The organism is Mobilitalea sibirica, assembly GCF_015999265.1.
GTDB lineage: Bacteria > Bacillota > Clostridia > Lachnospirales > Lachnospiraceae > Mobilitalea > Mobilitalea sibirica.
Genome location: NZ_JAEAGR010000011.1, coordinates 105,403 through 125,243, shown reverse-complemented (window position 1 = coordinate 125,243; position 19,841 = coordinate 105,403). Strand labels below are relative to the sequence as shown.

General features: G+C 36.0%; 17 protein-coding genes. 2 read left to right on the top strand and 15 right to left on the bottom strand.

Going from position 1 to position 19,841, the window contains the following annotated elements; all coding sequences use genetic code 11:
* Positions 1–47 precede the first annotated feature (47 nt).
* From I5677_RS11355 to I5677_RS11345, 3 genes are all read right to left on the bottom strand, one after another.
* Positions 48–299, bottom strand: a complete 252-nt coding sequence (locus I5677_RS11355; RefSeq protein ID WP_197661703.1) for a hypothetical protein — start codon at positions 297–299, stop codon at positions 48–50.
* Between the two features lie 95 nt (positions 300–394).
* Positions 395–1,609 carry an anaerobic nitric oxide reductase flavorubredoxin gene (locus tag I5677_RS11350; RefSeq protein ID WP_197661702.1) on the bottom strand — a complete coding sequence of 405 codons (1,215 nt, stop codon included), beginning with the start codon at positions 1,607–1,609 and terminating at the stop codon, positions 395–397.
* 382 nt (positions 1,610–1,991) lie between these two features.
* The gene (locus tag I5677_RS11345) at positions 1,992–3,338 is read right to left on the bottom strand and encodes a D-alanyl-D-alanine carboxypeptidase family protein (RefSeq protein WP_243456575.1); all 1,347 of its coding nucleotides are present in this window, start codon (positions 3,336–3,338) and stop codon (positions 1,992–1,994) included.
* A 165-nt stretch (positions 3,339–3,503) separates the two neighbouring features.
* Between I5677_RS11345 and I5677_RS11340 the strand changes: the two genes are divergently transcribed.
* Positions 3,504–4,904, top strand: coding sequence for a class B sortase (locus I5677_RS11340; RefSeq protein WP_197661701.1), 1,401 nt, complete (start codon positions 3,504–3,506; stop codon positions 4,902–4,904).
* 112 nt (positions 4,905–5,016) lie between these two features.
* On the opposite strand, the gene nspC is transcribed toward I5677_RS11340, so the two are convergent.
* The 6 genes from nspC to speD form a co-directional block, all read right to left on the bottom strand.
* Entirely contained in the window at positions 5,017–6,243 is a 1,227-nt protein-coding gene (gene nspC / locus I5677_RS11335) for a carboxynorspermidine decarboxylase (protein ID WP_243456574.1), read from the bottom strand.
* A 9-nt stretch (positions 6,244–6,252) separates the two neighbouring features.
* Positions 6,253–7,452: a saccharopine dehydrogenase family protein gene (locus tag I5677_RS11330; RefSeq protein ID WP_197661700.1), complete on the bottom strand. Its 1,200-nt coding sequence runs from the start codon at positions 7,450–7,452 to the stop codon at positions 6,253–6,255.
* Positions 7,453–7,547: 95 nt separating this feature from the next.
* Entirely contained in the window at positions 7,548–8,390 is an 843-nt protein-coding gene (gene speB, locus I5677_RS11325; RefSeq protein WP_197661699.1) for an agmatinase, read from the bottom strand.
* Positions 8,383–9,234, bottom strand: coding sequence for a polyamine aminopropyltransferase (gene speE / locus I5677_RS11320; RefSeq protein WP_197661698.1), 852 nt, complete (start codon positions 9,232–9,234; stop codon positions 8,383–8,385). The genes speB and speE overlap by 8 nt, the downstream gene beginning before the upstream one ends.
* 194 nt (positions 9,235–9,428) lie before the next feature.
* Positions 9,429–10,874 (bottom strand): aminotransferase class I/II-fold pyridoxal phosphate-dependent enzyme, encoded by a 1,446-nt coding sequence (locus I5677_RS11315; RefSeq protein ID WP_197661697.1) that lies wholly within the window; start codon positions 10,872–10,874, stop codon positions 9,429–9,431.
* 16 nt (positions 10,875–10,890) lie between these two features.
* Positions 10,891–11,694: an adenosylmethionine decarboxylase gene (gene speD, locus I5677_RS11310; RefSeq protein WP_334298799.1), complete on the bottom strand. Its 804-nt coding sequence runs from the start codon at positions 11,692–11,694 to the stop codon at positions 10,891–10,893.
* 1,293 nt (positions 11,695–12,987) lie between these two features.
* Between speD and I5677_RS11305 the strand changes: the two genes are divergently transcribed.
* On the top strand, positions 12,988–13,206 hold the full coding sequence (locus I5677_RS11305; RefSeq protein ID WP_197661696.1) for a hypothetical protein: 219 nt from the start codon (positions 12,988–12,990) through the stop codon (positions 13,204–13,206).
* A gap of 138 nt (positions 13,207–13,344) precedes the next feature.
* On the opposite strand, the gene scpB is transcribed toward I5677_RS11305, so the two are convergent.
* The 6 genes from scpB to I5677_RS11275 all read right to left on the bottom strand — a co-directional run bounded on the left by scpB (position 13,345) and on the right by I5677_RS11275 (position 19,631).
* Positions 13,345–13,914 (bottom strand): SMC-Scp complex subunit ScpB, encoded by a 570-nt coding sequence (gene scpB / locus I5677_RS11300; RefSeq protein WP_197661695.1) that lies wholly within the window; start codon positions 13,912–13,914, stop codon positions 13,345–13,347.
* Positions 13,914–14,690 (bottom strand): segregation and condensation protein A, encoded by a 777-nt coding sequence (locus tag I5677_RS11295; protein ID WP_197661694.1) that lies wholly within the window; start codon positions 14,688–14,690, stop codon positions 13,914–13,916. The genes scpB and I5677_RS11295 overlap by 1 nt, the downstream gene beginning before the upstream one ends.
* Before the next feature lie 124 nt (positions 14,691–14,814).
* Positions 14,815–15,684: a metallophosphoesterase gene (locus tag I5677_RS11290; protein ID WP_197661693.1), complete on the bottom strand. Its 870-nt coding sequence runs from the start codon at positions 15,682–15,684 to the stop codon at positions 14,815–14,817.
* A 555-nt stretch (positions 15,685–16,239) separates the two neighbouring features.
* Positions 16,240–17,469: a D-alanyl-D-alanine carboxypeptidase family protein gene (locus tag I5677_RS11285; RefSeq protein ID WP_197661692.1), complete on the bottom strand. Its 1,230-nt coding sequence runs from the start codon at positions 17,467–17,469 to the stop codon at positions 16,240–16,242.
* A gap of 93 nt (positions 17,470–17,562) precedes the next feature.
* Positions 17,563–18,141 carry an Ig-like domain-containing protein gene (locus tag I5677_RS11280; protein WP_197661691.1) on the bottom strand — a complete coding sequence of 193 codons (579 nt, stop codon included), beginning with the start codon at positions 18,139–18,141 and terminating at the stop codon, positions 17,563–17,565.
* 164 nt (positions 18,142–18,305) lie between these two features.
* Complete coding sequence (locus I5677_RS11275; protein ID WP_197661718.1) at positions 18,306–19,631, bottom strand: pyrimidine-nucleoside phosphorylase; 1,326 nt, start codon at positions 19,629–19,631, stop codon at positions 18,306–18,308.
* Positions 19,632–19,841 lie beyond the last annotated feature (210 nt).

Sequence of the window (19,841 nt, the reverse complement as noted above, 5' to 3'; positions counted from 1 at the left end):
CGACAGCCCTAAGATCTATTAGTTTCGATGATAAATCAATTCTTACCTTACCTGGTTCTTGGTTGTTTTCTATGATAAAACATTGTAACAAACCCCATTAACAGACTGATAATGGCTATCATAAATGGAAACATAGCATGTTTGGATGACGTATTGTTTGTCAAATCAGAAACACATAAGATTAATGCAATTAATGTAATACCTGCAAATAAAAGCCCGTTTGCAAAGCATTTAAATTTACTGATACGATATTTAAGTACCAGTTTCTTCATTTTTACCACTTCCTTTAATTGATACATATTTTTTCCACTACCAATTAAACGATTTAAGTGGCAAAAAGGTTTCACTTATTTAAAAAAATTTTAAATATTTTTTTGCACTAGATTTTTTGTTATCAATTATTATTTTTTTCTACTCGATATTGAAACTGCTCTGCTATGTTGCTACCATACTCTTTTAACACTTCAATTTCCGTATCATCCGGCACCCATAAGCTTCTATGGTTATCTTTTACTAATTCAAAACCTGCTTTTTGTAATTCCTCACCTATTAACTTTACTGCCTCACCGCTCCAGCCATAGCTTCCAAAAGCTCCGGCATATTTTTTTTTGAACTTTAAACCCTTCATCATTTCCAGAAGACCTGCTATGGAGTGCAGATAACCGTTATTCACTGTAGGTGAACCTATTAGAATTCCTTTGGATTTAAATACTTCTGTTAGGATATCATTTTTGTCTTCTTTGGATGAATTCATCAGTTTAACCGTTACAGTAGGATCTTTCATTACAATGCCAGTCGCGATAGCTTCTGCCATTTTTCTGGTGGCATTCCACATGGTATCATAAATAATTGTGATTTGATTTTCCTGATAATTATCTGCCCATTCCAGATACTTTTCTATGATCTGAGTCGGATTGTTCTTCCAAATAACACCGTGACTGGTGCAGATTAAATTAAGAGGTAAATTAAAATCGAGAACCTCCTTGATTTTTTTCGTAACAAACCTGCTAAAAGGGGTTAAAATATTGGCATAGTATTTTAATGCCTCCGCATTAAGCTCACAAGGATCTACCATATCATTGTATAAAGATTCCGTTGCATAATGCTGTCCAAAGGCATCATTGCTAAACAAAATATTATCGCCGGACATATAGGTCAGCATGGAATCCGGCCAGTGAAGCATAGGCGCTTCAACAAAGGTAAGCGTACTTTCTCCAATGTCCAATGTGTCACCGGTTTTTACGGTTACAAAATTCCAATCCTCATGATAATGTCCCTTCAGTATTTTTGCTCCGTTTGCGGTACAGTAGATTGGAGTTCCAGGTATTTCTCTCATTAATTCCGGTAAAGCACCGCTATGATCAATTTCACTGTGATTGGCTATAATATAATCGATTTCCTTTAAATCTATTTCTTCTTTTAAGCGTTTTACAAATTCTTTATCATAGGGCTGCCATACTGTATCAATTAGAACAGTCTTTTTATCCCGTATCAAATAAGAATTATAGGATGAACCCTTCGTAGTAGAATATTCATTACCATGAAATTGTTTTAGTTCCCAGTCGATTTTACCTACCCAAGTTACTTTATCTGTTATTTTCTTTCCCATATAATTTCCTCCAAAATATGTGTTCTATCTATTTATATAGTTTCTTCATTCAATGTGTATTATAACCATGTCTTACTAGAGATTCCTTGATTCAAATCACGAAAATTGTAATTTTATCGTTAAATCATAGGATTTTGATTTTTATATCTCGTTAATTTGACATATACATTCTTAATTCAGCGTTATACAAACATAGTTTAATGAGCAACTGTATGAAGTCGTTGGTATTTAGACTGCGTGTTTTGCAGTCTTATGTACCACTACGTACTTCATCCAAGCGAGAGCGTGTTGCTAACAAACTATGTTTATATAAAGAATTCAAAACTAAAATTGTGCAAAATTACGTATTAGATTATACTGGGCTTTTGACACCATAATCCTATTAATACTGTAAACTCCATAAACCAAGTAATTTTTTTAAACAAAACGGATAGTCAATCTTTTTGATTGCTTCGGTCGTATAGATTGGGATTTTTTCATAAGGCTTTCCGTCAATATAATAAGTGGCATACCCAACTATTTGATTTGCTTCTACCGGTGCCAGTAGCTTATCCGGTATATCGTATTCGATATGAACTTTTTCATCTTTTCTCATAAGTAAGGACAGATCTCCTTCTAGACTTAGGTTTTCAAATTTCACCTGACCGTCATCTACATAGACTGGATCCAAAGTTACATTCTCGAATATCTGTCTTTTTTCATAATTGTTAATTCCATATGACATAAGCTTCTTTGTTTCAGACCATTTAAGGCTTCTGTTTGGAGGCCAGCCGCAACCAAGAACAACGGATATTAAGGTTTTATCCGGTTTTTTTATTGCACCTACAAAACAATACCCTGCCCGTCCGGTAAACCCTGTTTTTACTCCTATGGCTCCGTCCATCATATATAGAAAACGATTTTTATTAGAGACCGAGAAGCCTCTACCTTTGGTTATCTCTTTAAATTGATAAGAAGGCGTATTGGTTATATCAATAAAGTCCTTATTCTTTATAGCATAGCTTGCAATTATGGCAAGATCTCTAGCTGTTGTATAATGCCCTTCTGCATCCAGACCATTTGGCGTAACAAAGTTCGTATTATTACAATCTAAGGATCTTGCTTTATCATTCATCATTGTAGCAAATCCTTCTATCGAACCGCCTACATGCTCTGCAATCGCTACAGCAACATCATTATGACTTTCCAGCATAAGTGAATAAAGCAGATCTTTAAGATAATATTTTTCTCCTGCACGAATGTTTAGCTGGACATCCGGCATCTTAGCTGCATATGCAGATACCGTAACTTCATCCGACAGATTACCGTTTTCCAAGGTAACAATACAGGTCATAATCTTAGTAGTACTTGCCATCGCCATCTCATTATATCCATTTTCTTCATATAAAACCCGGTTATTATCAGCATCCATAAGTAAGGCTGATAGGGAACGTAAATTCAGATCCTTCACTACATCATTTTCCTCAGCAGTCGGTTCCCTTGCTTCACTGTTTTCAGGAGGGTCAATCATATTCTGATATTTTTGCTCATTTTCCTGGGCACGGATATTTTCTTTTTTTAATTCTTCTTCAAAGTCTTCGATCATTAATCCCGGATTTTCTAACACTTCATCATAATAAATCTTTAGACTATTATAATTAACTGTTGAAAACAGGATTAATAATGCAAGGCAAGGAATTACTGCGCCGTATTTTCTTTTCACATACATCATCCCATACTTTTCCTTCATTTAAATTTATTTTAAATGAGCCAGATTATTCATATTTTTCATTATTAATATATAAAATGAAACCTAACCTTGCAGTAATTTTATAAGGCTAAAAACATCTTTACTCTAATATCTTATGGATGTATAATAAAATTACTGAAAACGATAACGAGAAGGGGAATTAAAATGTCTGAGGATAAGAACATAATTAATGGCAGCAATGATAAAGAATTAAATGATGCAAATCAATCTTCTCATGAGGTAGATCACAACGATTCAGAAAAAGAAACCATCACTGAAATTTCAAAAGGAATTGAGCAAGCTTCACAAAGCATAGCAAACGAAGACAGTTCCGAAATTGTAAATGAAAATAACACTCCTGATCCATATGACGAAAACATGATCAACGATGAGTACATAATTCAAGAAGAACATAAGGATCAAGTAACAACGGATCAGAAAACTATAGATCAATCAATTCTGGACCAAGAAGCTTCGGACGATATCACAGACACGCAAACTTCTAAAGATATTAAAAAGAAAATCGACATATTTAAAATTCTTCGCATAGCCTTTACCTTGGGATTTATAGTATTTGCTGCGCTATTTATTAATGAAGTATTTGTACAACCCTATCGGTCGAATAAATTGGCAGAAGAAGCTAGGAGTTTATATAAAAGACCGGATCCTACTCCAACGTTAGCAATCACACCTGCTATTTCAGATCAAAATGATTCTAAGGATGATTTGTCCGAGGAAAGTTCATCTGATACTAATAAAACGTCTACAAAAAATGCTACCCCTACCTCCGATCCAAATCGGGACCAATATGGTCGTTTGATAAGTTTTAAGCCATTACTTGATGAGAATTCCGATATCAAGGGCTGGATTAATGTTCCCGGTACTAATATAGATTATCCTGTTATGCAATCCAGTAACGGAGAACCGGAGTATTATCTGGATAAAGGCTGGGATGGAAGGTATCTTAAGGCTGGAAGCTTATTTTTAGATTACAAATCCTCTGTCGAGAAAAATTCTCAAAATCTCGTAATACATGGACATAACATGACCTCTTCCAATGACATGTTTCATCATTTATTAAAATATAAAAAACTAGAATTTATAAAGGAGAATCCAGTATTTACTTTTGATACTATCTATCATACCGGTGAATGGAAAATATTCGCATACGTGATTACTAATGGTAGTACCAAAAAAGAAGAACTTTTTAATTATACCCGCTCCGAATTTAAGAATTCTTCGGATTTCTTAAACTTTATCTATCAGCTTCGTATTCGCTCTATCTATCATATTGATGATGTTGATATTAATGAAAACGACCAGATTGTTACGTTATCTACCTGTTCCTATGAAGTGAAGGATTATCGTACGGTTATCGTTGCACGAAAAGTACGGGAAGGAGAAGATGCTACGGTTGATACTGAAAGCATCGTTGAAAACCCTGAACCGTTATATCCTTACAGCTTTTATTATCGTTATGGCGGAAAAGCACCAAAGCTTAAAGAAACATTTGAAGAAGCCTTAGAAGCCGGTGAAATCAACTGGTATAAACCAGTCGAAGAATAAGCAAAAAATATAAAAGGATGAAAATAAGCGTATTGTCGCTTGATTTCATCCTTTTTTATGTTAAGCTTTAGCCTGTTGAGAATGGTTGTATATCGTTTAGATTTTAAACCAATTATAAACGCCTTTTAAAATCCTCATAACGAAACTCTTTAATTAGTTTCATCTCACCTTCTTTTGTATGAAGATAAATAGAGGGTAAATTAATTCCATTAAAGGTATTGTTTTTAACCATAGTATAGATTGCCATATCACAAAATATCAGCCTGTCTCCTACTTGTAAAGGTTCCTGAAAGGAATAATCCCCTATCACATCCCCAGCAAGACAGGTAGGACCACCAAGACGATAGGTAAACTCATATTGTCCATAGGTTCCTGAATCTATGATATTGGGACGATAAGGCATCTCGAGTACATCGGGCATATGACAGGCAGCAGAGGTATCTACTATCGCCAGCTGCATACCGTTTTCTAATAGATCAAGTACGGAGGTAACTAAAAATCCTGCATTTAAAGCAATTGCTTCGCCGGGTTCTAGGTATACTTGTAAATTGTAAGTGTTTTTCATATGATTAATACATTTTACTAACGTATCTATATCATAATTTTCTCTAGTGATATGGTGTCCACCGCCAAAATTAATCCATTTCATATCCTTTAGATAAGATCCAAACTTCTCTTCTACCACCTGTAAGGTTCTTTCCAGTACATCTGAATTCTGCTCACACATAGTATGAAAATGTAATCCTTCTATCCCTGTCAGATCAGCACCCTGGAGTTTTTCCAGAGTAATACCAAAACGGGAGTTGGCAAAGCAAGGGTTATACATATCTGTTTCGATCTCAGAATACTCCGGGTTAATTCTAAGTCCACAGGAGATTTTATCCCTTTGTACAGAGTTGTTATCATGATTTATTTCATTGTTATCTTTTAATTTACCGGTTTGCTTATCCTTATAAAATGAGGTTACCTTATCCTTATATTTATTCCATTGATGGATCGAATTAAATACTATATGATCACATAAGAACATAATCTCATCAAATTCATCCTCACGAAATGCCGGTGAAAAGATATGAACTTCCTTACCCATCTCCTCATATCCAAGCTTTGCTTCAAATAAGGAACTGGCTGTTGTCCCGCTGATATATTCACCAATCAAAGGATAGGTCTCATACATGGAATAAGCTTTTTGAGCCAGTAAAATCTCACAACCGGTTTGATCAATAACAGATTTTAATATTTCCAGGTTCTTTATTAAAAGTTTTTCATCCACTACATAAGATGGTGTTGCGACTTTGGTAAAGTCAATATTCATGGCTTTCTCCATTCTATTCTTCATCCGATCCAATTAGTCTACCATCTCCGGTTCAAAGCTTTCCTGCCAGGGTAAACCATATTGGTTTAAAGCGTCCATAAAAGGATCCGGATCAAATTCTTCAACGTTAAATACACCGGGTTTCTTCCATTTACCGGTCATTACCATCATGGCACCAATCATAGCCGGAACACCGGTGGTATAGGATATAGCCTGTGATCCAACTTCTCTATAGCACTCTTCGTGGTCACATACGTTATATACATAATACTTCTTTTCTTTCCCGTCTTTTGTGCCGGTATAGATACAGCCTATATTGGTTTTTCCTTTCGTTCTTGGTCCTAAGGATGCAGGATCGGGAAGAACAGCTTTTAAAAACTGTAGTGGAACAATCTTATGACCTTCATAATCTATCGGTTCAATTGACGTCATACCTACATTCTCTAATACCTTAAGGTGGGTAAGATAGCGTTCGGAAAAAGTCATAAAGAAGCGGATTCTTTTTACTCCGGGAATATTAAGAGCTAAGGATTCGAGTTCCTCATGATGCAGTAGATACATATCCTTTTCGCCAATTTCCGGGAAATTATAGACTCTTTTAATCTCCATTGGCTCGGTCTCTACAAAATTACCGTTTTCATAATAGCTTCCGTTCGCTGTCACTTCCCGGATATTAATCTCAGGATTAAAATTCGTTGCAAAAGGATAGCCGTGATCTCCGGCATTGGCATCTAAGATGTCAATGGTGTGAATTTCATCAAAATGATGCTTTAGAGCATGAGCAGAAAAAATTCCGGTTACACCAGGATCAAAACCACAGCCTAGAACAGCTGTAATTCCCGCTTTTTCAAAAAGTTCCTTATAAGCCCATTGCCATTTATATTCAAACTTTGCAGTCTCAATCGGTTCATAATTAGCAGTATCCAGATAATCCACTTTGGTAGCTAAACAAGCTTCCATAATGGTCAGATCCTGATACGGTAATGCTACATTAATTACAATATCTGGCTTATAGTTCTCTATTAAATCAATCACTTCTTCTGTTTTATCCGCATCTACCTGAGCAACAGAAACCTTCGTCTTACTTCCTTTTAATTTTTCCTTTAAATCTTCACATTTTGATAATGTACGGCTGGCAATACAAATCTCTTCAAATACCTGAGGATTTTGGCAGCATTTATGTGCCACCACACTGGCAACGCCTCCTGCTCCGATAATTAAAGCTCTACCCATAATAATTCCTCCTTGTCTTACTTATGATCAAATCATAAAGTCTCTTTTGTATTAATGTTCCATAAAAATCAATAATTATTAAATCATCAAAATCACTATAGCTGTAATAGTAATTCCCGCAGAAGCTTGCAAGCCAACGCAGTCGATGCACCGCTTTGGTCATAAACTGGTGATAGTTCATTCATATCCATCGCTACAATGTTTAACCCAAAGACCAGATTAAGAGCTTTTATCAATTCCGGAAAATATACACCACCGGCTTCCGGTGTTCCTGTTCCGGGAAAGACAGAAGGATCTAAAACATCTAAATCAATAGTCAGATAAACAGGCTTGTCCTTTAAGTTTTTCACAGCCTCGTCCAGATGGTCAAGGTTAAACTTCTGCATAAATACATGCTCCTTTGCCCATAAGAATTCTTCCCTATCACCGCTTCTAATTCCAAATTGATATATCCTACCGTCTCCAACAAGATCATGACAACGTCTCATGACACTGGCATGGGATAACTTTTCTCCCAGATAATCATCCCTAAGGTCTGCGTGAGCATCAAAATGAAGGATATGAAGGTCCGGAAATTTCTTTGTCGCTGCCCTGACACACCCTAAGGTTACCAAATGTTCACCGCCAATCATGATAGGCTTTTTATTATCCTTTAAAATCTGGGCTGTCATATCTTCAATTGTGTTTAAAACCCGCTCTGTGTTACCAAAGCCGAACTCCAAATCTCCGGCATCAAATATCTTTTTATCTAATAAATCCATATCCAGATAAGGGCTATAGGTTTCTATTCCATAGCTTTCATTTCTGATGGCAGCACTGGCGAATCTGGTACCTGGTCGATACGATGTGGTACCGTCAAAGGGTGCTCCAAATAAAACAATGTCACTATCTTCATATTCATGATCACATGCAATAAATGTATGGATGTTTCTATTCATATTCACTCAACTGCTCCTTTACATAGTTCGGTAGTGCAAAGGCTCCAAGGTGAAGCTTTGTATTATAGTATTTTGTCTTAATACCCAACGCATTCCATTGTTCCACATCTAAATCTTTCTCAGGATCATAATGCTTGGAGGCAAAACCAAACAACCAATGCCCGGAGGGATAAGTAGGAATATGGGCCTGGTATACCTTAGCTATGGCGAAGGTCTCCTTAATACGTTGATGCGCTCTCTTCATGGCTTCCACATATTCATCATAATAAGTGCTTTCATGCTGATTGACCAGTATTCCTTTGTCATTCAAAGCATTATAACAATTACCATAGAATTCTTTCGTGAATAGTCCTTCACCCGGACCGAAAGGATCGGTCGAATCGACAATGATTAAATCATATTCATCTCTCATTCTCCGAACAAATTTCAGCCCATCTTCATAATAGATATGAACCCTTTTATCCTCCAGACTGCAGGCAGTCTGAGGTATATATTCTTTACAGGTTTCAACCACCATAGGATCAATTTCTACCATATCAATATGTTCAATTCCAGGATATCTGGTAAGCTCCCGTATGGTTCCTCCATCTCCGGCTCCGATCACTAAAACCTTTTTGATATTTAAATTGGTTGCCATTGGAACATGAACAATCATATCATGATAGATAAACTCATCCTTCTCAGTAACCATAAGGTATCCGTCTAGTGTCAATACCCGTCCAAACTCTTCTGTATCCAATACGGCAATATGTTGGAAATCACTTTGCTTATTTACCAGCTGTTCTTTTACCTTCATCGAGAATTTAACATGTTCCGTATGATGTTCCGTAAACCACAATTCCATAGTAATCAACCCTGCCTTTCCATATATTTTATATCAAATTTGTTTCTGTTCCTTGGGAACAAAACTTTGTACAACAAATTCAATATAAATATCATTTGTAAATAAATAATGATTAACATGCTTCATTCACAATTTAGTATAGCTTTATTATAGTTGTATATATCGTTCCGGTTCATGGACGTCATTTCGTAAAATCAATCAACAATATTGATATATTCCACTTTCATATCCTTTGGTCCGGTTAACACACTGCCTTTTTCCTTAGCATAGATAATATAATCAATAATATCCTTGGTAATTCGTTCGCCCGGTGCGAGAATCGGGATTCCCGGAGGATAACACATGACAAATTCACCGGCTATATGATTAAGACTATCTTTTAATAATATGGATTTCTTATCACTATAAAACGCCGTCTGCGGAGTTAATACAACATCCGGATCAATGTATTCATGGTTTAGCATACCTACCTTATCTTTGCCATAGCGTCTTTTAATTTCAGATAAAGAAGATAGTAAACGTTCAATTTCAAAAGCCCGATCCCCCGCAGAAATGATAGCCAGTATATTACCAATATCACCAAACTCAATTTGGATATCATATTCACTCTGAAGCAGATCGTATACTTCGATTCCGGCAAGACCAATATCACCAGTATAGATGGATAGCTTGGTACGGTCAAAATTATATATCGTATCTCCGTTTATTATTTCGGTAGAAAATGCATAATAACCACCCAATTTATTAATTTCATTTCTTGCATAATCCGATAAATCAATGGTTTTCTCTATGATTTCTTTCCCATGCTGATACATATGTTTTCTTGAGATATCTAAAGAAGCCATCAATAAATAAGAGCCGCTGGTGGTTTGCGTAAGATTGATAATCTGTCTAACATAACCCGGATCCACGCCCTTACCGCACAGTAAGAAGGAGCTTTGTGTTAAGGAGCCCCCTGTTTTATGCATACTTGCCGCAGCCATATCTGCACCGGCAGCCATAGCGCTAATCGGTAAATTTTCACCAAAGTAAAAATGAGCTCCATGGGCTTCATCAACCAGAACACGCATATTATTATCATGTGCTAATGATACAATTTCTTCTAAATTAGAGCAAATCCCATAATAAGTCGGATTATTTACGAAAATAGCCTTTGCGTCCGGATTGGCAGTAATTGCTTTCTTGATTTCTTCTATCGACATTCCGAGCGGTATTCCAAGATTACGATTGACTCCGGGGTTTACATAGACCGGAATTGCCCCACATACAACAAGCGCATTAATAGCACTTCTGTGTACATTTCTCGGCATAATAATCTTCTCTCCTGCCTTACAGCTGGACATAATCATGGCCTGTACTGCCGCAGTAGTTCCGTTGACCATAAAAAAAGCTGCTTCTGCACCAAAAGCCTCTGCGGCCAGTTCCTCTGCAGCTTTTATAACTGATGTAGGGTGGATTAGATTGTCCAAGGGTTTCATAGAATTTACATCAACCTTGAGGCACTCCGCCCCTAGAAACTGTGTGAGCTCAGGGTTGCCCCTTCCTCCCTTGTGACCGGGCACATCAAAATGTACTACCCGGTTCTTTTTATGCTTCACTAATGCTTCATGTATAGGTGAATTTTGTTGTGTATATGTCATTTGTGATTCCCCTATCTTAATAAATATTCATGCCACTAAAAATCTCTATCATTTCCTTACGAAGACTGTTTGTAATCTCAAGTCTTTGCTTCGGTGGTAATTCGTATACATCTGTATTAAATAGATAATGCTGTAATTCAATTTCTTTAATCAACATTTTTGTATGAAAAATGTTTGATTGATATACGTTAACATCAATCGCATCATATCTGGTTAAGGTAACATCATCAATATAATCCTGAATAGAGGTTATATCATGATCAATAAAGTATTTCATACCGTGCAGATCTCTGGTGAAACCTCTGACACGATAATCTATGGTAATAATATCGGAATCAAAGCTTCCGATTAAGTAATCCAGTGCATTCAGCGGTGAAATCTCTCCACAGGTAGATACATCAATATCAACCCGGAAAGTAGAGATTGAATTATCAGGGTGATGCTCAGGAAAGGTATGAACGGTTACATGGCTTTTATCCAGATGGGCATGTACCGAATCTCTTGGGTTAATCAAATATTTGCCTTGGTTACAGGATTCATCAATATGTCCGGAGGACAAGGAGCCTTCTGCGATTAATATGTTTACACTTGCGCCCTGCGGATCGTAATCCTGTTTCGATATATTAAGAATATGTGCACCTATCATTTCAGTAACATCAACTAAAATTTTAGTTAAACGTTCCGAATTGTACTGCTCATCAATATAAGCAATGTAATCTCTTTGTTCCCTCTCACTTTTTGCATAGCAAACATCATAAATGTTAAAGCTAAGTGTCTTTGTGAGGTTGTTAAAGCCATATAAAGTAAGCTTTTTATCCAACCCTAACATCACAACCTTTCTATTCAAAGTAAAAGCTGTTTATGTAATAATAACAGCATTGACTATTATACAAAAATGTATGCAAACTTGCAAGCATTATTTTTAGCATTTGTAAACTGCTTGTTTAGTATTAGTGTTATTTTCGCGAATAAACAGATTAATCGATGGAAAAATATATTTTCCATGCTTGCATGAGAAAATATATTTATTCCAATCGATAAGTGTAACGCGAGCCACAAAGCTTTGCTTTGGGGCTTAATCTGTTTATTCGCGAAATCGCGGCATTATGAATTTTTGTGCTCGCACAAAAAAATTCATAGGGTTTTATTGATAAGCGTAACGCGAACGACAAATCCGAAGGATTTGGAGTCTTCGCTGTTTATTCGCGATAACGCGGCAATGACTTTACGTGCTCGTACGAGAAAATTCTTAGCTTTTATCAATAAGCGTAACGCGAACGACAAATCCGAAGGATTTGGAGTCTTCGCTGTTTATTCGCGATAACGCGGCAATGACTTTACGTGCTCGTACGAGAAAATTCTTAGCTTTTATTGATAAGCGTAACGCGAACGACAAATCCGAAGGATTTGGAGTCTTCGCTGTTTATTCGCGATAACGCGGCAATGATTTTCCATGCTTGCATGAGAAAACCTATTTATTCCAATCGATAAGTGTAACGCGAGCCACAAAGCTTTGCTTTGGGGCTTAATCTGTTTATTCGCGAAATCGTGACAATGATTACTTCTATTATAGTATAACAAACATACTCAAAACATGCAAATCAGCCTAGTTTTTATCAAAAAAAGTGACAAAAGTCTAAATTTCTTTAACTTTCACCACTCACAGTATATTTTTAGGAATTCTCTATTAATATAAAGATATTGATCTCACACTAGCAAACATTTCCAAATATGTCATGGCAATCACGAAATGACTTTTCTATAATAGAAGCAAATTACATAATTCGATTTTTTTTATCCATATGTATATTAGATATTTAAGGAAGGATCGTATGGAATCCATAATGAAGTATATCAGTTTCATCCTATTCCTGATGATGTCATTGATTATTACTACGATTATTATATCCTATATCCCGAAAAAGGTGGATGATATTTATCCTGCAGCTATATTCTCAGGTGATCCTAAAAATCCAAATTTCAGATATACAAATTTTATAATCAAAGGGAAATATTATTCACCCTTCTTTACAATTAACTATTTTTATGGAGTACTCTCATTGAAGCGATACCGATTCATATAGATAAATTTGAATATGAATTCTATATGCAAATGTTAGATATGGATATCATAGTTATAAATATCATCTATTATGAAAAAGGCCTCAACGGTAAAACAACCATACGAAATTATGGTAGGTTATACGCCTCGAAAGATTTCGACATGTTTGTTTTTCAACCAAAGGATTCAAAATATATGGATGATTTTATCGTGGCTCCTGCAACCAATCCGACAGAAGCTTTAAAGATATGGAGCAAATTATATAGATAATTAATAGAAAAGCTAAATACAAAATAAATAATATGAATAAGACGACCCTAGGTGTCACCTTATACACTATTTATAAAGTGGGGGTTTCCTATGACCGTCTTTTAATTTTTTTACTCTTAAAAAATCTCATCTAATGAGTTAGATATCCAATTTAAGTTGTGCCTCTTCTTCTGCTTCTATTTTAAAGTCTTCGATTTTCTCAGGATTCATAACCGGAAGCGAATCCAGAGATTGCAGACCGAAACATCGTAAGAATTCTTCGGTTGTACCAAATAATATCGGTCTTCCCGGTGCATCCATTCGTCCCATTTCACAGATCAAATTATATTCCACCAATTTATTCACGGCATGGTCCGATTTCACTCCACGAATAGCTTCAATCTGCAGCTTTGTAATCGGTTGCTTATAAGCTATGATGGATAAGGTTTCTAATAAAACATCCGTTAATACATGTTTTTTTGGGATATGAGTAATCTTTATAATGGATTCGTAAAGACTTGGTTTTGTACATAATTGAACAGCACCATCCAGTTCAATGATATGGATACCGCGCTCTTCACTTTGATATCTATCCATCATATTATGTATTATTTTTCTTGTGGTTTCCTCATCGTGGTCAACGGCTCCGGCAATTCGTTCGATCTCCACAGCTTCCCCCATCGTAAATAAAATTGCCTCTATTTGGGCTTCTACCTGTTTTATCTCCATTAAAAGCCGACCTCCTCCATTTGTATTATGTCTGTAGCCAGATACGTTATTTTAATATCATCCGTTCTGTTTTCCTGTTCAATTTTTATCCTTCCGATTTTAATCAACTCAAGAATACCTAGAAAAGTAACGATAATCTCCATCTTCGTATTCTGTGCCTCTAGTAAACTTCGAAAATAAAATATTTTATGTAATATGCCGTATTCTTGTATCTGTATCAGCTTTGCAGATAAGTTGATTTCTTCTTTTTCAATTTTACCGAACTTACTTCTTATGGGATCAATCTTATCTGCCTGTTTTTTTACGATGGATTTAAAAATCTCATGAAGCTTCGCCAAAGTTAAATCAGATAATAAACCTTCCACATTAATGTCTTCTTTATAGCCAGCAATTTCCGGCGGTATGGTCGGAGGCTTAAACATCACTTTGGATGCATCCAACTGCTTGTCCTTTAATTCTTCCGATATGTATTTATACATTTTATATTCAAGAAGCCGTTCCACCAGTTCCTGTCTTGGGTCAACCTCCTCCTCTTCTTCTGTAACTTCAACCGGAAGTAACATTTTAGACTTGATATTGATTAAGGTGGCTGCCATAACCAGAAATTCACTCATGATTTCAAGATTCTTTGCTTCCATCTGCTTGATATACTCTAAATACTGTTCAGTAATTACCACAATCGGTATATCATAGATATTGATTTTATTTTTATCGATTAAATGAAGCAATAGATCCAGCGGACCTTCAAATGCCTCCAATTTTACCGGTATACTCATAGTACTCCTCTCTCCTTGTCAAACTTAATATAAGTACGTACTACTTATCATTTTTATCAAAAAATGCTGTATGATAGCAAATCTTTTAAACTTTAGGATTATACTTTTATGCGTAAGTAATTCTTTATCCTTTCAATGTTATATGAATTAATTCCGGTCGGTTAAACAGCCGTAGCATACCTGAATGGGAACCCAATCCTCTTGATAAAATCATCACTTTATTATCCTCAGTATACAATCCGGCGTCATATTTCGGAAAGAATTTAACTTGAGGAGAAATTAAACCACCGAGGAAGGGCAATCGAATTAGCCCTCCATGGGCATGACCTGACAATGTTAAGTCTGCACCCCACCCGGCATAGCTTTGAAAAAATACCGGATTATGAGCAATTAGAATTTCATATAGTTTCTTCTTGGACTTTCCGATTTTTGATTCTATAATGTCATTCGTCAAATCCACTTTCTTATGTTTTTCATAATGCTCAATACCAAGAGTGAGTCCGGTTATTCGAAATCTTAAGTTGTTTTTATGAATAAGACAACTGTTATTATCTAGAAAGATAACACCTATCTGATTTAGCCTTTCTTTATATTCTCTCCAGCTAGAATATAATTCGGCTTCTGTTTTATCCTCGGAAGCACAAAGAGCCTCAAAATATTCTTCATGATTCCCATAAGCATAATATATTTTATATTTTTTTGCTAATTCCTCAACTAACCTATGGGCATTCCCAGGTATGCATTTCATTCTTTTTGTAATCAAATCTCCAGCAATTATGATTAACTCCGGAGATAATCTATCTATTTCATTAAGTAATCTGTTATTATTTTTACCAAAGGTATGATTATGCAAATCAGCCAGTACAACAAATGATATCGTTTCATTACCACCTAACTTATCTGTTGTAAGCTCATAGGACGAGGTGACAAGAAGCTTTTGTTCAATCAGGGACCAAAGGATAAGAAGTCCTAATATTATAATGATATAATTCATATTTGCCCCTTTCAGTAAGATATGTTCCATCCAAAGCTCATTTTAGCGTCAATTTAATACCCCACCGTCTGCGTATTTACGCTATAATATACTATACTAGGTAGCGAAAGAAGTGTCAATAAGTTACTTATGATGCGGCCTTTATAAAAACATCGAAACATAGATTGAAAACCGAGAATAACGAATAGTAAATTCATCCTCCGATATACAATGCCAATTAATTTCCCATGTGATTCATTCACAATATACAAGATGAATTCATACTCACATATACTTTCATAAAATATTGGGCTGTTTCAAAAGATAACATACGATAAATAAGACAGTGCTTAGGATTTCCTTTAATACACTATTTGGTGAACAGATTTCCTACATAGTTATGACTGTTACGAACATTTATGTACGAAACAGGCTAACACAGCAGGAAATGTGTACTCAAACGAGTGTGTGTGGGAAACCTAAGCACCGTCTTATTTATTGGAAATCTAAAGGAACAGCCCATCAATTACTATAACATAAATCGCCTTCTTAATTAGTTTTCATATTGTCATATCCTTAATTAGCTAAGAAGTACCGTTTTAACGCTTTTACAAAACAATCCTTAAAGCCGGCCTTTCTTACTTCATGGGAAGCTAATATATCAATGCTTCCAATCTTCTCTCCTTCATAGGTATAGATAATCTCTCCTATTTTATCATTTGGAGCTACAGGAGCTTTCACTTCTTCAAATAGATTTACTTCCTTTTGAATGTTGGAGGAGGATTTACCATTACCACACAGATAAGAGAACTTACCTCCCACAATTCCCTGAACGTTATCCTGCACACCTTTTATCACTCTGACAGGCGTTAAGGTAATATCTGTATTATCGTCAACAAATACGGAATAATTAGCAAAACCGTAGTTTAAGAGTTTAGCAGCTTCTCGAAATCTGGTCTTTGTATCCGGCGCAGCCATGACTACGGCAATTAAATCCATATTATTTCTTCTGGCGGTAGCCGATAAGCAATATTTAGCAAGACTTGTGGAACCGGTCTTCAAACCGGTAATTCCAGTATAGGATTTAATCAATTTATTGGTATTGGTTAAACCAAATTCTGTTTTTCCTTTCTTCGTAGTATGTACAAAGGTATCCATCCAAACCGTGGAATAGTTACTTATCTGAGGAAATCTCGTAATTAATTCTCTGGACATCAATGCTACATCATAAGCGGTAGAATAATGATTATCTTCATCGAGTCCACAGCAATTCACGAAATTTGTATTGTTCATTCCCAATTCCTTGGCTCTTTCATTCATCCTGGCTACAAACTCCTCTTCAGACCCGGCAATATGCTCAGCCATGGCAACAGAGGCATCGTTTGCACTGGCTATACTGATACACTTTATCAAGGTATCTACATTTTGGGTTTCGTATGGTTCTAAGTATACCTGGGACCCTCCCATAGAAGCGGCATGCTCTGTTACAGATACTTCATCCATTAACTTTATCTGTCCGGATTCAAGGGCTTCAAAAATTAGTAATAGTGTCATGATTTTTGTTATACTGGCAGGTCTAAGCTTCGCATCCTTATCTTTTTCATAAATCAAAGTACCGGTAGAACCTTCAATTAATGCTACGGATGGGGAAGTGATATTAAGTTGTGCATCCACCATAGCTGCAACGGGGACTACCTCATCCTTCGTGTCCGGTGAAGTGTTTTTTATTTTTGCATCAATAAAATCCTTTGAAAACAACATTAAAATCATGGAACATATAACTACTATGGCACTGATTTTTTTCATGTTTTACTCCGTAAAATACTATTATTAATATTTTAATCCATGCCATATAAAAATAGAACAATCCTTCCGATAAATTTGTCTCAAATATGAAAATCATTTTACTTTTACAATGCATTTTATCGTTTTACCTTTCACCTTCGCAGATATTATCGTAGTACCCTTTTCTTTTGCTTTCACATAACCGAACATACTGACCGTTGCCACCTTCTTATTACTGCTTTTCCATTCCGGAATGGAAAAGATGCCTTTTATTCTCAATCGATAATCATCACCCACATAAAGAGACAGTCGGTCCTTATTGATATCAATAACCCGAACTCTGCATTTTAATATCTTACCGTCTACCTTAGCAAGAATGAAGGTTTTACCGGTCTGATAAGCATGAACTCTTCCATTAAAATTAACTCCAGCTACACGAAAATTAGTCGATGAATAGGATACCCGTTTATTAATTCCATAAACGAATAGCTTCGCTTCTTCTCCCTTCGCTAATATGATATCTTGTTTATTTAAATGTAGAGAAAAAGGTAGCTGTATCGTTTTACGAAAATATACGGAGGTATTCATAACGATTAGATTCAATATTAATATGACTGCAACAATGATGATCGTCGTTTTGTAAAGATTACACAGAGCACAGCCTTTCTTTCTGTGAGGTAAGTATTTAAACATAAAATAACCCCTTTTCTTATCATAAAAGAATTTAGAGAATAAATATATTCCTAATATAATTCTATGAAAAGAAAAGGGATTATTGAATATTTCATACAATATTAATTGTACGTTTTCACTGAATGATTTATATGTGAAACGGACATACTGTCACCTTATGTGATCTACAGTTGTAGAACGCCATCCTTTGTCACCACAGCATATACATATGGCTTCTCTTCCGGCTGTTCCTTACCAATTACATAGGCACCCAATAATCTGGCTTTCGCCCTATTAAGCTTATTTTGATCATTGGCATACAAAGTTGCCAGGGCTTCCCCTTTCAGGACCGGATCTCCTAATTTTTTATGAATCTTTATTCCCACACTTAAATCAATGATACTATCTTTCGTTTCTCTGCCTCCTCCAAGAAGTAAGGAAGTCATACCAACTTCATCCGTATGAATATAGGTTACATATCCATCCCCCGGTGCATAAACCTCTTCCACTATCTTTGCTTTCTCAAGAAGGTCTGTATTATAAACTGCCTCCGAATTACCACCCTGACCTTCTATAAATTCCGCCAGCTTTTCAAGTGCCTTTTTACTACTTATTGTTTCTTTAAGTAGTTCTTTGGCTTCTTCTATCGAAGCAGCCCTTCCTGCTCCCAGTAACATATAGGAAGCTAAGGTCAGACTTACCTCAAGAAGATCTGCAGGCCCCTCTCCCTTTAAGGTATGAATTGCCTCCATTACTTCGAGGTTATTACCAACCATGTTCCCAAGGGGTTGATTCATATCCGTGATAACGGCATAGGTTTTTCTGCCGGCTATGGTACCGATTTGCACCATTTCCTTTGCCAATGCCAGGGAATCCTCATAGCTTTTCATAAATGCCCCACTACCGGTTTTCACATCTAAAACAATTACATCGGAACCGGAAGCTAATTTCTTGCTCATGATACTGCTAGCGATTAATGATATGTTGTCAACCGTTGCCGTAACATCTCTTAAGGCGTATATTTTTTTATCTGCCGGGGCAAGGTTTGCCGTTTGTCCAACAATAGCCATCTTGATTTTATTAACATTAGCGATAAACTGGTCCGTCGTTAAGGAGGTGGAAAATCCGGGGAAACTTTCTAATTTATCAATCGTTCCTCCTGTATGACCAAGACCTCTACCCGACATCTTAGCCACTGGAATACCCAGTGATGCTACCATGGGACTTAAAACCAAGGATGTTTTATCACCTACACCACCGGTGCTGTGTTTGTCAACCTTAACACCGGTAATCTTTGATAAATCCATTCGGTCTCCGCTATTCGCCATCGCTATGGTCAGATCTGCAGTTTCCTTCTGATTCATTCCATTTAAACATACTGCCATCAGAAAAGCTGACATCTGGTAATCCGGAATCGTTCCATCCGTATATCCCTTTATAATAAAATCAATCTCCTCACGGGTTAAATTGCCTTTCTTTTTCTTCTTATCAATTAAATCATACATTTGCATCATAATCACTCTCTCCATTAATCATTATTCGGTCTTTCAATTTGATGTGTTTTGCTTATGTTTTTAGTATGGTATATCCTTATTGCCAATTATTATACTATAGAATAGAAAGAAATCCTATCCCATTACCGAAATTTTTCCTTATAAACGATTCGATTATTTCTAAAATAGGATAAAATTATATGAATCATATAAAACAGATGTTGCTAT